Origin of the sequence: Methanobacterium sp. (assembly GCA_030017655.1) — an archaeon.
Lineage (GTDB): Archaea > Methanobacteriota > Methanobacteria > Methanobacteriales > Methanobacteriaceae > Methanobacterium_D.
Genome location: JASEIM010000003.1, coordinates 422 through 15383, shown reverse-complemented (window position 1 = coordinate 15383; position 14962 = coordinate 422). Strand labels below are relative to the sequence as shown.

General features: G+C 33.3%; 16 protein-coding genes. 6 read left to right on the top strand and 10 right to left on the bottom strand.

The genetic code is table 11. The features are described from left to right. Positions 1 to 24: 24 nt before the first annotated feature. Positions 25 to 1917, bottom strand: coding sequence for a PAS domain S-box protein (locus tag QMD61_02125; protein MDI6723425.1), 1893 nt, complete (start codon positions 1915 to 1917; stop codon positions 25 to 27). A gap of 458 nt (positions 1918 to 2375) precedes the next feature. Here QMD61_02125 and QMD61_02120 point away from each other — a divergent pair, with 458 nt between their 5' ends. Beyond that, positions 2376 to 4406 carry a copper-translocating P-type ATPase gene (locus QMD61_02120; GenBank protein ID MDI6723424.1) on the top strand — a complete coding sequence of 677 codons (2031 nt, stop codon included), beginning with the start codon at positions 2376 to 2378 and terminating at the stop codon, positions 4404 to 4406. Between the two features lie 7 nt (positions 4407 to 4413). On the opposite strand, the gene QMD61_02115 is transcribed toward QMD61_02120, so the two are convergent. Both QMD61_02115 and QMD61_02110 read right to left on the bottom strand, forming a co-directional pair. Further along, positions 4414 to 4878: a GyrI-like domain-containing protein gene (locus QMD61_02115; protein MDI6723423.1), complete on the bottom strand. Its 465-nt coding sequence runs from the start codon at positions 4876 to 4878 to the stop codon at positions 4414 to 4416. A gap of 39 nt (positions 4879 to 4917) precedes the next feature. Next, complete coding sequence (locus QMD61_02110; GenBank protein ID MDI6723422.1) at positions 4918 to 5376, bottom strand: GyrI-like domain-containing protein; 459 nt, start codon at positions 5374 to 5376, stop codon at positions 4918 to 4920. Between the two features lie 507 nt (positions 5377 to 5883). On the opposite strand from QMD61_02110, the gene QMD61_02105 reads away from it, so the two are divergent. Further along, positions 5884 to 6873, top strand: coding sequence for an ATP phosphoribosyltransferase (locus QMD61_02105; GenBank protein MDI6723421.1), 990 nt, complete (start codon positions 5884 to 5886; stop codon positions 6871 to 6873). 36 nt (positions 6874 to 6909) lie between these two features. Then, positions 6910 to 7677 (top strand): hypothetical protein, encoded by a 768-nt coding sequence (locus QMD61_02100; protein ID MDI6723420.1) that lies wholly within the window; start codon positions 6910 to 6912, stop codon positions 7675 to 7677. Positions 7678 to 7710: 33 nt separating this feature from the next. On the opposite strand, the gene QMD61_02095 is transcribed toward QMD61_02100, so the two are convergent. Then, positions 7711 to 7977, bottom strand: coding sequence for a DUF5654 family protein (locus QMD61_02095; protein ID MDI6723419.1), 267 nt, complete (start codon positions 7975 to 7977; stop codon positions 7711 to 7713). A 234-nt stretch (positions 7978 to 8211) separates the two neighbouring features. After that, entirely contained in the window at positions 8212 to 8916 is a 705-nt protein-coding gene (locus QMD61_02090) for a hypothetical protein (protein ID MDI6723418.1), read from the bottom strand. Between the two features lie 127 nt (positions 8917 to 9043). On the opposite strand from QMD61_02090, the gene QMD61_02085 reads away from it, so the two are divergent. Further along, positions 9044 to 9436, top strand: a complete 393-nt coding sequence (locus QMD61_02085) for a DNA-binding protein (protein ID MDI6723417.1) — start codon at positions 9044 to 9046, stop codon at positions 9434 to 9436. Positions 9437 to 9444: 8 nt separating this feature from the next. Here QMD61_02085 and QMD61_02080 read toward each other — a convergent pair whose 3' ends face one another. Together QMD61_02080 and QMD61_02075 are read right to left on the bottom strand one after the other, a co-directional pair. After that, on the bottom strand, positions 9445 to 10449 hold the full coding sequence (locus tag QMD61_02080; GenBank protein ID MDI6723416.1) for a flippase-like domain-containing protein: 1005 nt from the start codon (positions 10447 to 10449) through the stop codon (positions 9445 to 9447). 113 nt (positions 10450 to 10562) lie between these two features. Beyond that, positions 10563 to 11237: a glycosyltransferase family 2 protein gene (locus QMD61_02075; protein MDI6723415.1), complete on the bottom strand. Its 675-nt coding sequence runs from the start codon at positions 11235 to 11237 to the stop codon at positions 10563 to 10565. Between the two features lie 353 nt (positions 11238 to 11590). On the opposite strand from QMD61_02075, the gene glmM reads away from it, so the two are divergent. Then, positions 11591 to 12940 (top strand): phosphoglucosamine mutase, encoded by a 1350-nt coding sequence (glmM, locus tag QMD61_02070; GenBank protein ID MDI6723414.1) that lies wholly within the window; start codon positions 11591 to 11593, stop codon positions 12938 to 12940. Between the two features lie 225 nt (positions 12941 to 13165). Here glmM and QMD61_02065 read toward each other — a convergent pair whose 3' ends face one another. Further along, on the bottom strand, positions 13166 to 13363 hold the full coding sequence (locus QMD61_02065; GenBank protein ID MDI6723413.1) for a hypothetical protein: 198 nt from the start codon (positions 13361 to 13363) through the stop codon (positions 13166 to 13168). A 152-nt stretch (positions 13364 to 13515) separates the two neighbouring features. Between QMD61_02065 and afpA the strand changes: the two genes are divergently transcribed. Beyond that, on the top strand, positions 13516 to 14085 hold the full coding sequence (afpA, locus tag QMD61_02060) for an archaeoflavoprotein AfpA (GenBank protein ID MDI6723412.1): 570 nt from the start codon (positions 13516 to 13518) through the stop codon (positions 14083 to 14085). A 1-nt stretch (position 14086) separates the two neighbouring features. Here afpA and QMD61_02055 read toward each other — a convergent pair whose 3' ends face one another. Together QMD61_02055 and QMD61_02050 are read right to left on the bottom strand one after the other, a co-directional pair. Then, on the bottom strand, positions 14087 to 14425 hold the full coding sequence (locus tag QMD61_02055; protein MDI6723411.1) for a hypothetical protein: 339 nt from the start codon (positions 14423 to 14425) through the stop codon (positions 14087 to 14089). A 207-nt stretch (positions 14426 to 14632) separates the two neighbouring features. Beyond that, the coding region (locus QMD61_02050; protein ID MDI6723410.1) for an adenosine-specific kinase at positions 14633 to 14962 on the bottom strand (330 nt) is incomplete at its 5' end.

Below are 14962 nucleotides of genomic sequence, written 5' to 3'. Positions count from 1 at the left end.
GGATTATTTTTAAAATTAGCTCAATTATTTTTTTGGAAGGCTGAAATAAAACTTAGATCCTATGCCATATTCAGATTCAACCCAAACCTGTCCATTATGTCTTTCAATTACTTTTTTTACTACTGATAATCCTATTCCCGTCCCTTGATATTTTACTCTTGTATGCAAACGTTGAAATATTCTAAATATTCTGTCAAAATATTCTTCTTCTATTCCTATTCCATTATCTTGCACACTGAATACATATTCTGAATTTTCCATGTCTTCTAATGCTGAAATATGGATTTTTGGGTTTTTATCTACTTTTCTGTATTTAATGGAATTACCTATGAGGTTTTGAAAGACTCTCATTAGTTGATCACTATCTGCAATTACATTGGGTAATGGATCATAAGTTATCTTTGCATTGTTTTCCTCTATAGAATTTCTAAGGTTATTGATAGCTTGATTTAGGATATAATTGCTATTCACTTCTTTAAATTCATTTCCTTGGGTTTCAACACGGGAATATTCCAGCAAATCTTGAATTTGTTGTTTCATTCTCTTTGCAGCGTCCACGATATAACCTATGAATTCATCTGCATCACTATCAAACTTACCTTTATAACGCATCTCAAGAAGCTGTGTAAAGCTGGCAATAGTCCTAAGGGGTTCTTGAAGGTCATGCGAAGATACATATGCAAATTGTCTAAGTTCATCATTAGAACGCCTTAAATCAGCCAGTAGATTAGTAAGCTGTTTTTCATTTTCCTTACGTTCAGTAATATCAAATAGGGTAGATCGACTCATAACGAACTTTCCCGAAGGATCTGTAAGGGCAGTTGCATTTAAGAGAATTGGTAAAATAGAACCGTCTTTTTTTACCATGTCAAGTTCAAGGCCATATATTTCTCCGCATTCTTTTAAAAGCGAAAAATATTTTTGGAAGGTTTCAATACTTTCATCTGTAATTAGATCTGTCATTTTTTTCTTTCTAATGATTTCTTCTCTTGAATATTGAAGCCAGTTAAGTTCAGTATCATTAATTTGCACAAAATAGCCATCTTTATCAAGTGAATGATAACCACATGGAGCATTGTTGTAAAGATCTGAAACCTCATTTAGTGCATTTTGAAGTTCTGCAGTTCTTTCTTCAACTTTTTCTTCAAGATAGCTATGTGCATGTCGTAGTTCTTCTTCAATCTTTTTACGTTCACTGATATCTCTAATTATCATGCTTGTCTTTACAGTACCATCGACATCTGTAAAAAAACTTGAAGTAACTTCACCAATAAAATGAGATCCATCTTTTTGTTTAAAGATAATTTCAGTCGATGATTTATCTTCATCGGTTCCCTCATTAAGAAAATGGCTTAAATAACTCTCTTTAACAATAATACCATCTTGGCCAGTTTTTTTAAGTTCTTCTTCAGTCATATTGAACATGTAACATGCTGCAGGATTGGCTGAAAGGATACTGCCATCGGGTTTTGTCATTAATATGGCATCAAAACTGTTTTCATACAATGAGCGATAGCGGACTTCATTTTCTTTTAATTTTTTATCAATGGAGTGCTTATAAAGAGCAATTTCTATATATCCTCTTAATTCATTGTAATTAATAGGTTTAGTTATAAATCCATAAGGTTTTGTTAATTTAGCTCTTTTAAAGGTTTCTTCATCTGAAAAAGCAGTTATATAAATAACAGGGATATCAAAAAGAGACATTATTTTATCAGCGACAGTAATACCATCTGTATTTCCTTTTAGAATTATATCCATTAATACTAAGTCTGGTTTTAATTCCCCAGCTTTTTTAATGGCCTCCTTTCCAATTGAAGCAATAGAAACTACTTCAAAACCTCTATTTTCTAACGCTTTTTGGATATCCATCGCAGTAATAGCTTCATCTTCAACAATCAAGATTTTAGTGGGCATGTACTATCGTCTATATTTTTATTAGTGATACAATTTAAATTTTTTTAAATAAACTTTTGAAAATCTCAAATGTAAGACAAATAAAGAATACTAAAGTTAAAATAATTATTAATAAAACATAGGGTCAATAAATAAATAATAATATTCTTTTGATTTTCAATATAATTTTGAATAGGAAACTAAAGCAAGTATGGGGTTTAATTTATAGTTAAAAGCTTAAAAATACATATTTCACACGTATAATCATAAATAAATGAAATGCGGAGAATGTGAAAACGAAGACACGAAAATAGAATCTAATTGATTCTTTCAAAAATTGGAATTTATCAAGTAAGGGGGTATAAAAACTAATTTTTAGTCTTTTCTTAAGTATTAAATCTAACTAAATACATAATAATATTAATTAATTTATTGTATGGGGGGTGATTTAAATTAATCATTCAGGCCATGAACATGGAATGGAACATGAAATGAAGGAAGATAAGGGTAAATGCGTCTTATGTGGCAAAAAGATGGATGAAAAACATAGAATGGAAAAAGAACACACCCATCATGGAATGATTGAAGACTATAAAAGAAGATTCTGGGTATCACTTATTTTAACCATACCAATTTTACTTTTATCTCCTATAATTCAGGAATTTTTTGGGCTTGAATTTTTAAGATTTAATGGAGATATGTATGCTCTTTTCATATTATCATCTATTGTCTACTTTTATGGAGGATATCCATTCCTTAAAGGTATTTTTGACGAAATCAGGATGAGAGCACCTGGAATGATGACGTTAGTAGCTGTTGCAATTACAACAGCATATTTATACAGTAGTGCTGTAGTTTTTGGCCTTATGGGCGAGGTATTTTTCTGGGAACTTGCAACACTTATTGATATCATGCTTTTAGGGCACTGGCTTGAAATGAGATCTGTAATGGGAGCTTCAAGGGCTCTTGAAGAGCTTGCAAGACTCATGCCCTCAAGTGCCCATAAAATAGTGCATGAAGGACACACTATAGATGTTCCACTGGATGAATTAAACGTCGGCGACCACGTACTCATTAAACCTGGCGAAAAAGTTCCGGTAGATGGTGAAATAATAAGCGGAAAAACAAATATTGATGAATCAATGCTCACAGGAGAATCTGAGCCAGTTTTCAAAGAAGAAGGTAATGAGGTCATCGGAGGTTCTATAAATGGTGATGGATCCATTAATGTCGAAATTAAAAAAACAGGTAAAGACTCGTTTTTATCACAAGTTATAACTCTTGTTGAAGAGGCACAGTCAAGTAAATCCCGTACTCAAAATCTTGCAGATCGTTTTGCTCTTTTATTAACCATTGTGGCTCTAGGCGGTGGATTTCTAACACTTTTGGTGTGGTTAGGGCTCACGAGCTTTGGACTTGCATTTGCACTTGAAAGAGCCGTAACTGTAATGGTTATAGCATGTCCGCATGCACTTGGACTTGCAGTTCCCCTTGTTGTTGCAGTATCAACTGCTTTATCTGCCCGGAACGGACTTTTAATAAGAGATCGAGTTGCATTTGAAAAATCACGAAACATTGATGCTGTAATATTTGATAAGACTGGCACTCTTACACAGGGTAAATTTGGAGTAACAGATATCATTTCTTTAAGCGATGATTACAGCAAAGAAGAAATATTAAAATATGCAGCATCCCTTGAATCATATTCAGAACATCCAATTGCCAGAGGAGTTGTAGAATCCACCGAAGATACTTTTAATGTCGAAGATTTTAAATCAATCCCTGGAAAAGGAGTTCAGGGTAAAATTAATGGTAAACATGCAGAAGTTATAAGCCCGGGATATTTAAGGGAACAAAATATAGATATTTCCAGTAATAAAGTGGATAAAATTTCTGCACAGGGAAAGACAATTGTTTTTGTTATTATAGAAGGAGAACTTAAAGGTGCAATTGCACTTGCCGATATTATAAGGGAAGAATCTAAAAATGCAATAAAAGAGCTCAAAAAAATGGGAATTGAGTGTATAATGATTACAGGAGATAGAAAAGAAGTTGCAGAATGGGTATCCGGTGAAATTGGACTGGATACATATTATGCAGAGGTTTTACCTCAAGAAAAAGCCCAAAAAGTAAAAGAAATTCAATCTAAAGGTTTAACCGTAGCCATGACTGGAGATGGCATCAATGACGCCCCTGCACTTGCACAGGCAGATATAGGAATCGCGATTGGTGCAGGAACCGATGTAGCTGTTGAAACCGCGGATATTATCCTTGTAAGGAGCAATCCTCTTGACACTGTTTATATTGTAAAGCTTTCAAAATCCACATACAACAAAATGGTTCAAAATCTTGCCTGGGGAACAGGATACAATGTTTTCGCCATTCCAATTGCTGCAGGTGTTCTCTTTGCATACGGAATTATCTTAACTCCCGCTGCTGGAGCAATATTAATGTCAGCAAGCACAATTATCGTGGCGGTTAATTCAAGATTCCTTAAAATAGAAAAATAATAAAAAATTATTTATTAATTTTAATAACAGGGAACTGAACTTCTGTAAGCAGTTCTTCGGGCTTTACTTCATTTGGATTATTCAGATAAACTTCTGTAACCGGCCCTATGATATCATAGTTATTTTCAATTGCATATTTCGCTAATCCATCAATTACCGGCCCCACCTGATCATAAGGACCTTTATGCATTGTTGAAATCACAGTATGTTCTGGAATTATCTTTACCTGTACGTTTCCTTCGTCATTTGCAGCGCCTTCAAATGAAGCCCCGATTTCATAAAACAATTCCTCTGGAGGAACATCATCTGGTCTGTTGAAATAAGCCCCATAAATCATTCCGGTCATATTAAGGTCTTTTTTCATCAGCCAGCCTACTACTTCTTCCATAAGCTCCGGAATTTTATCATAAGTGCCCCTATACCGTATAAATGCAACTTGTGTATCTTTCATCCTTTTTTCTTCTACTTCCATATTTTATCCTCCATTACTATATTGATCATGGAGGGATAATTATTTTTTCATAACTGGGAACTGCACCTCTGTGAGTAATTCGCTTTCATCTACTTCCATTGGATTGTTAAGATATATCTCCTTAACTGCACCTTCAATTTCATAGCCGTTATTCATAGCAAATTCAATCAACGCTTGATAAACCCGCGCTGCCTGCCCATAAGGGCCTTTATACACTGCAGATACTGTTTGATGAGCTGGAACTTTTTTAATCTTTACTCTGCCTTCTCCATTGGCGTTTCCAGTAAATGCAATCCCTACTTCGTATTTTAGATCTTCATGGGGCACTTCCATAGGGCTGTTAAAGTATATGCCGTATGGCGGTTCTGTGATCTGTAAATTTTCTTTCATAACATAGCCAACTACTTCGCCAAAAAGTTCAGGGAGCTGTTCATAAGATCCTGTAACAGATATATAAGCTACCTGGGTTTCTTCTATATTTTTAACTTTTATTTCCATAACAACACTTCCAAAAGCAAATTTACATCATTTAAGCTTCTCAACTTGCATTGTTAATGATTTCTTTCCCGACTCTATATACATTTATGTAAGAGCATGTGAAAACTAATCCCAAACACAGATAATTACTATAATTTCATGCAATTAGAAGTAACATATTATGAAAATAAAAAATGTGTTGAAATATTATTCTAATTTATCTCTGGCTCTTTTTGCGCTCATCTGGAATCAATATTCTTACCCCCCAAAGATCCATATAACATATAAGGACTCTGGATTCCCTAACTTTTCATGAGCATTTCATTGCTTTCACGTATTTATAAACGTTTTATTCATTAATTAACATTTTAATTAAAAACCGCCTGGATATAAACAAAAAACTTTGAAAACATGATGATTAAAAATTGTGCAAAATATTTTTAATCTTAAACAATAAAACAAATTAAATTAAGTTAGTAAAAAATTATGATTACAAAAACTAATTAATAAAGACCGGTGGAATCAAAAATGGAAAAAATAGTGCTTGGTCTCCCTAAAGGGAGTTTAAATAATGTAAATAGAGGAAATACTCATCAATTATTTGTTGATGCAGGTTATGATGTTAAAGGATATGAACCTGGAAAAGAAGAGAATGAAATTAACATTGCCAATGACCCTGAAATCAAGGCATTCTTAACACGACCACAAAGCGCTCCTGTAGAGCTTAACAGACAAATACTCGACATTGCAATTGTTGGAGAAGATTGGATTAAAGAAGAATCCGTTAATGCAAAAAATGATTCAATAAAAAAAATTGGAGACCTTGATTACGGCCAGACCAGACTTATAGTGGCAGTACCCAATGATGCTCCTTATAAAACACTCGCCGACTTCTTCAAAGCCAATGCTGATCGAAAAAATCCCATATTGTGCTTTACAGAATATCCAAACCTGACCAGACAGCATTTCATGAACAATGAAGGATATAAAGAAATTTACGGTGAAAGCAAGCCCCTGGTTCAAATAAGAGGTCTCTGGGACGGGGATAACAAACAGGTTCAGGTAATAAATTCTGATGGGGCGACCGAAGTTTATATAGCTAAAGGAGCGGACCTTGTTGTTGACAATACCCAAACAGGGAGCAGTTTAAAGAAGGCAGGCTTAAAAATACTGGAAACCATTATGGAATCAAGCGCAGGACTTTATGCTGGTCCCGGATGTACTGGTCAAAAAGCTAAAAAGGCAGAAATGATGTTTGAACAGTTATTTGGGGCAATAAAAGCCAGAAAATATTTTGATGTAAAATTCAACATATCCAATGAAAGAGTAGACGAAGTAAATGGTTTTTTAATGTCAAAGGGTTTCTGTTCTGACGAACCAACCGTTGTCAGCGGTTCAAATTTTTCCCAGGTCAACGTCTTAATTCCAAAAACCATGTTTCCGGCAATGCTCAGGGCAATAAAAAGTTACGGAGCATCTGCCATTGTAAGAGAAAATGTAAAACAGTATGTGAAATAACCATTAAAATTCTAATAATAATCAGGAGAGATCTATTTGAAGCAGTTTTTAATCACTCCTGCTGCAGGAAAACGTTTAATAGCAAAGGCTTTGGCTGAAAATAAAGCCATAAATAAGGTCCTTGAATCTGGAACCCTGATAATCATTGCCGGCACCACCAATGGTTACATTGCAGAGGAGATTTTATCTAAAACTGGCCAGATTAAAGATTTTTCCAGAAGAAGATTTTTTAGAGGTATTGTACTTCCTCCTGGCGGACTTGTAACGGCTGCAGGCCGTTTAAAAGATGAAAAAGGATTCCCTGGTGATGTTGTAATTAAAAATGGAACCTGGCATAAAGGATTAACAATTTTCGATGTTGTGGATGACCTGAGAGAGGGAGATGTGGTTTTAAAAGGTGCAAATGCTTTAAATTACCAGGATAATCAAGCGGCAGTTTATATTGGTGATCCACACGGAGGTACTATTGGTGCAGCGATTCAAGCTGTTGTTGGACGTCGAGTCCAACTAATTCTCCCCATTGGTATGGAAAAACGTGTTTTAGGAGATTTAAATGATTTAGCCATGCGACTGAACTTACCTGGCGCTCAGGGCCCGCGCTTATTACCCGTTCCTGGCAAGATTTTCACAGAAATTGAAGCTATTTACGAGCTTACAGGAGCTAAAGCGGAGCTGGTTGCTGGTGGAGGAGTTGGTGGAGCAGAGGGTTCAATCTGGCTTGCAGTTAGTGGTGTAGAAGAGCGGATTCAATCTGCTGAAAAACTTATAAAATCTATTTCTTCTGAAAAACCATTTGAATTTTAATAAACAAAAAATCAAAAAAAAGAATAAATAAAATTATTCTACAATTCTTACATCCTGAACTGGAGGTTTAGTGGGTATCGCTCTTGCTATTAAGATTGTTGCAATTACTGCAATAATTGTAATTAATACTGCATAAATTATTAATCCGGTTACACCACTTCCGGCCTGGAAAAATTGCGCTATTATAGCCTTTATAGCTTCATTCCATGCCAATGCAGCAATTAATCCAAAGGCCGTTGTTATTAATGTGGCCATAGTAGTCATAACCTCACTCTTTACATTATCCGCAGTCTCCCTCATTTTATTTCCTCCTACAAATTCTTGTTGTTAGTTTATTATAATTTAATATATAAATTTAATTATTTATGAAGATTTTTTAACCCTTATTATTGTATTTTCAGGCCATTATCCATTTTAAAATAATTTAATAAATTCATATTTTGAAAAGGATAAATTAAAAATAATTTTTGAGCCCTTACTATTTTGAAGTCCTAAAAAGCAGTATTAGATGCGGATAAAAAAAAATAATCTTATTTATTTTTTATTTTTAGAAAGATAGTCTTCCATTGCCTCTATTTCTTCATCTAAAAGGGAGCTTTTGTCGTATTTTTCATGTCTTAAAAGTAGCCATATCCCCAATGTTGCCCCTATAAGGGCTCCAATAACATCCAGAATTAAGTCTGTCATCGTATCATGATACGGGTCTAATAATGGAGAACCTTGAGTTAAAGTTCCATGAGATATCCCAAAATTTGTTGCAGGACCTATTACCATGTCATAAGCGTATTCACTTACCTCAAGTATACCTCCAAGCCCTATTGTTATCAAAACAATTACGGCCCATGACATTAAATAACTTGCCCTGAATTTTCCAAGAAGATATCCTATATAGAACAGCAGTATTCCCATAAACGAGATAATACTGGGAATCATGGTGTGTTGAAATTTATCATAGTAATCAAAGCGTGCATAGAACCCTAAAGAATTGGCAATAACATATTCAAACGTTACTATAACCAGAAAAAGAATTTCAATTTCCAGGGGAACAAAAATATGTTGACGGGTTAAGATTGCAGGAAGAAGAATCAGAAATACCGCAATAAGAATAACAATTCCAAAAACTGAATATCCAAATATAATTTCATAAATACCAAAGGATATCAGGAAAATTCGCAGAATCCATGCTATAGTTACGCTTGTTTTGTGACTTTCAAATAATTTGTTACCGCCTTCAATCATTTTTTACACCGTATATTATTAACATGCGTCATGAATATTAAAATCTTTTTCAAAAATTAATTTTTATTATGAATATTTAAATAATGTAATAAAAAAATACTTTATTAAATTAAATGAGGTCATTAATATGGATGATGATAAAATTTTCAAAATTGCTTTAATCACAACGATTTTAGGGTTATCAGGTATGCTGCTTCTTGCAGATAAAGTGATGCCCCAGGAAGTCAAAATAAAAAGCATCGAAAAGGGCATGTTAGACACAGAAATTATGATTGAAGGTGTTATTACTGAAATAGATAAATCATCACAGAGCAACACTTATTTTATGCAAATAATAGATGATACTGGTAAAATAACGGCTATAATTTTTCCCAATACGGTTTTAGAAATTGAGAAGAGTAGTTTAAATATTTATTCATTAAAAAACCATAGAATAAAGATGACAGGAAAAGTTACTACCTACAATGGAAATTTAGAACTTATTCTAAAGGACGCAGCATCATTAAAAGTTGTAGCGTAGACAATGATTCACTCCTTGGACATCTTAAGATCTAAAGTGTATTTTTTTACTTCTCCCAACATATCACCTGCATAATATGATGAAAAGATTATACCAAGCACTGTAGTTGCCCAAAATGAAACAAGTCTGTCTGCAATTGCAATACTTCCCGCAAGTGCTCCAGAAACCCCAAAAAATACTAAAATCCCGGTTATAGCTACTTCAATTGATCCTATTCCGCCTGGAAGGGCTGAAATAACCCCAATAATGTTAGCTATTAAAAAAATTATAATAACTGCAACAAAGTTAATATCAACTCCAAATGCATAAAATACAATATATAACCGGGAACATTCTAAAAGCCATGCCATAATTGACATTATACATACAAAGATAAGGTTCTTGCTGGTTGTAAAAGAATTAGTGTATCCAGTCATTCTTTTTAGACCATCTCTAAATTTAAAGTACATATTATCCAAAACATTGTCATTAATGGGCAATTTACATAAAAATGGGTGAATTTTTTCATATATCCATATGCTTGTATCTTCCCTCCAGTTAATCAGATAAATCAGTACTACGATAAATAGAGTAACAGATCCACCTAACATTGACATAAAACGGGTGTTTTCAACCCATATTGAAGATATGATCAATAAAAAACCCACTATGACAAGATCAAAAAATCTTTCAGTAAGACCTGCTGAAAGTCCCTCAGATAAATTGATTTTATTGATTTTTTTAGCTGCAACTGCACCCATTACTTCTCCTGCAGTTCTCATTGGAGAAAAGTTTCCTGCAAAAAGCCCAATTACCTTTACAATATAATTATTCTTGAATTCAAAGGGTTTATTTATTATAAACCCCCACCTAAATGATCTAACGCCTATTGCAAGAAAATGAATTAATAATGCCACAAAAAACCACTTTAAATTGACGGTTTTAAAGGTATTTATTATATTTTCTGGGCCGATCCATAAAATAAGTATAATAATTAATGCTATGCTAATGGCGAATACATAAAATCGTTTCAATTGAATTCCCCAGAAATATTTCAATGGATATTTGTTTCATTATAGTCTAACATGCAGTATAAATGTACTTCCCAAAGAAATTTCCTTAAATAAAAAATGAATAACGTATCTGATTAAATATTTCTTAATTTACGTGTGAAAAGTTTCATAATAAACAATATGTATCTTAAAACATGTATTTTTGACACATGAGATTTCTCCAGTCCGTATGTACTGGGAATGGTAATTTCTTTGATTTTTATATTGTTTTTAGATGCTATATAAAGCATTTCAGATTCATATACATAATCATCATATTTTATATCTAAAAAGAGAGTTGAAGCATCTTTAGACATGGCCCTAAATCCGCTCTGGCTATCTGTAAGTTCATATCCTGTTACATATCTTATAAGTCTCGTTGTAATTTTATTTGATGCTCTTCTTTGGATTGGCATATTTTCAGGATTTCCCTTTTTAAATCTGGAACCCAATACAATTTCAAATCCATTAATATATGATGCTAATAAGGGTATATGGTCAGGATTATGTTGTCCGTCCCCATCAATTAATATGATAATATTATATCCTGATTTTAAAATATCTCTAAGCCCTGATTTTATTGCTGCCCCTTTTCCCCTGTTTTTATCGTGCTTGATAACTCTGGCCCCGGCATTAATAGCCTTTTCTGATGTATGGTCATCTGAACCATCATCTATAACCAGAACATCGGAATACTTTAATGCTCCCTTAACAACATTTTTGATGGCTCTTTCCTCATTATAAGCAGGGATAATAGTTATAATCTTCATTTTAACTCCTTATATTCCATAGTAGTCTAACGTTGCATATATCTTTATATAATTTGCAAAATTATGTTCAATTACTCCATTTGTCTTTATATCCTAAACTATTCTGTTTGAAGAATTATGTGATGTTTAAAGACTTAAAAACATGAAAATTCAATTTAAATTGAGATATTTATACTTAAAACATGTAGAGCATGAATCCTGGTTAATTATCACTTTAGATATCTGTACAATCAGATTTGAAATAAATAATTCTCCTTTTTCAAAGTTTGTTTATTAAAATAAACACTAAAAAGTATTTGTGGTTGAAAATCAAATATTAATATATACACATTACTAATAAATCGGTGATAATTATGAAAAAATTATTTGGAACATTTGGGGTTAGAAGAGTTGCTAATACAGAATTAACGCCAGAATTTGCATCAAAATTAGCTGCATCCTATGGTAGCATTGTCAAAGGCAAAGTCGCAGTGGGGGGCGACACCAGAACCACCACAGAAATGATAAAACATGCTGTAATTTCTGGATTGTTATCTTCAGGTTGCGATGTTGTGGATCTTGGATTTTTACCCACTCCTGCAGTACAGTATGCTGTTAGAAATTATTATGATGGGGGGGTGATAATAACCGCGTCACATAACCCTCCAAAATATAATGGAATCAAGTTTGTTGATTCTGATGGAATTGGAACTCCTGATGATATGGAAATAAAAATAGAAAAGATGTTCTTTAACGATAATCCTGATAGAGTATCCTGGAATGAAATTGGAGAGGTAGAAACCAATTCAGGGCTGTTAGAAGAGTACATTGAAAATGTTATTAACCGTGTTGATGGTGATGCAATAAGAAATGCTAAACTAAAGGTGATAGTAGACTGCGGAAGCGGAGCAGCATGCTTTACAACCCCATTTCTGCTTAGAAAATTAGGATGTGAAGTTATTACCATGAACTGCCAACCTGACGGCTTTTTCCCGGGAAGAAACCCCGAACCAACTGAAACAAATCTTAAAGAACTTATTGAAGTTGTTAAAGCAACAGGTGCGGATCTTGGTGTTGCCCATGATGGTGATGCAGACCGTACAATCTGTATTGATGAAGAAGGAAACTTTGTTTTTGGCGATAAATCATTTGCACTTGTTGAAAAATATATTTTAAAAGAAAACAAGGGCGGATTAATTGTTACAACCGTTGCAACGTCCTCTGCAATTTATGATATAGCCAGTGAATATAATGGAGAAGTTATAGCAACAAAAGTTGGTGATTTAATTGTTGCACGGGAATTAAAAGATAAAAATGGTTTATTTGGCGGCGAAGAAAACGGAGGATTAATATTCCCTGATTTTGTTTATGGAAGAGATGCTGCACTTTCCACTGCCAAAATCATTGAAATAATTGCAAAAACTGGAAAACCACTCTCCAGGCTTATAGAAGAATTACCTATGTATTATTCTGAAAAAATGAAAATAGAATGTCCTGACAAGCTGAAACATAGAATAATGCAAAAAATAGCAGAAGAAACCCGTGAATTTGAAGTTGACACCACAGATGGTGTTAAAATAATTAAAGAGGACGGATGGGTCATAATAAGGCCTTCTGGAACAGAACCAATATTCAGATGTTTTGCAGAGGCCAAAACCCTAAAAGAAGCTAAAAAAATGGCCAAATGGGGAATTTCTCTTGTTTCAAAATATCTGAATCAATAAAAATTGATTTTTAAGATAAAATATTTAAAATAAGCATGGGTGGAAGAATATCCTACAAAATCCTTTTAATCTTTCCCTTTTTTGATCCTTCTGGTTTAATCCAGAATTATCTTAAGGTTTGATTTTTTGGATGTTTGTATAAGGATATTCTCCCAGCTTTTACTATGATCATTATCCTATAAATAATTTATTATTCGAGATAAAAAATATATTACTTTTTAATGTTTATCTGTAGAAACCGTAGAACTCCGCGCAATAAGCACATAAAGGGAATTTACCTTGTCTGTAATAGCTCTCATCATCTGCATTGATGTTGAATTTCTTATGGCAGATAAAACAGACTTCAATTTTTTCTTTTATTTCCTTTTCTGATCCAAAATCCTTTTTATTCTCTTCAATTTCTTCTTTTTTAATATTTTTCATTTTAATGACCTTGAATTAGTAAATTAGTTTAAAATCATGATTTTTCGAATATTTTCATTAGTTCATTAGGATATTATGCCCCAACTTAACTTAAATTTTATTTATAATTTTAATGCAAAAAATAATTATATTTTAACAACATAATAAGAAACATGACACCCAAAAAAAAGAAAGTAGTATGGGGAATTACTGGAAGCGGGGATAGAATAATAGAAACTGTAAAGATCATGGAAGAAATTAGAAAAGAATACGAAGATGAATTCGACATAAGAATTTACGTTTCTAAAGCTGGAGATCAGGTTTTAAAGTATTATGGATTGTTTAAAGAATTAGAAGTAGAATTTGACAGAACATGGGTTGAAGTAAATGCAAATGCACCATTTTTAGCTGGCCAGATACAGTTAGGTCAATTTGAATTTATGATAATTGCCCCAGCAACATCAAACACCGTTGCCAAGATTTCTCTTAGAATAGCTGATTCATTAATTCCAAATGCAGTAGTTATGGGTCAAAAAGTAGGATTACCCACCTATATTATGCCTTCTGATTTGGAGGAAGGGAAGGTAATAACAAAACTCCCAGACGGACGCGACCTTGAGCTAACAATAAGAAAAGAAGATGTGGAACACGTTAAACGGCTTACTAAAATGGATATAAATATTTTAAGCACCCCTGAAGAAATAAGGGATGTTTTTAAGAAACACTCGAAAGCTAAAAAATGAATTATCGCGGAGGAGCATCCCTAATTTGTAGAGTAACTTTAAATTTATAACCTGGTCCCTCTTCATCCTCTGTAAGGGGTGATATTCCTCTAAAATAATGGTTCCATCTTGCCCCAGAGCCTGCAATGTCTATTCCAATCCCTTCCATATCGTTTACGCCTGAAAAAAACGCGTAAACATCTGACAATTCCTCTCTTGGAGCTCTAAAATTAATTTCAACCACTCCACCAGTTCTATTTATAAATTTAACAAAATCTTCTTTTATTTTAGTCATATCTTTTCCGGTTGCTACATTTTCCTGTCCAGTATCCCTTATAAATACAACATTTGATTCATCCATAAAATAACCTCAATTTGATTATTAAATCTATATAATAATTTAGGTCTGAAAGTATAAATTATTTTCTACTATATATAATCCAGTTAATTCATTTAGAAGATATTTATACAATAAAAAAAGGAACACAGTACTTCCAGGATGATTTATGGTTTCAATTCAATGAAATATTCTTAATAGTTAAAATTATTTTTAGTGGGTATATTCTAATCAGAATTTATAGCCAAATTTTCTTAAAAATTCCTTTCTTTCTTCCTCATCTTCCCTGCTTTCAATCCCTTTAGGTCTTGAACCATCTATTACACCCATTATTCCACTTCCCTGTTCTGTACTTGCAATTATTACCTGGACAGGATTTGCCGTAGCACAATAAATATTTACAACTTCAGGAACGCTCATTATCCGCTGTAAAACATTGATTGGATATGCATTTTTAAGAAATATTAAAAAGGAATGGCCACAACCAATTTCAAAAATTTTATCCCCTGCCAGCTTAACCAATACTTCATCATTACCTGCTTTCCGAACAAGACACGGACC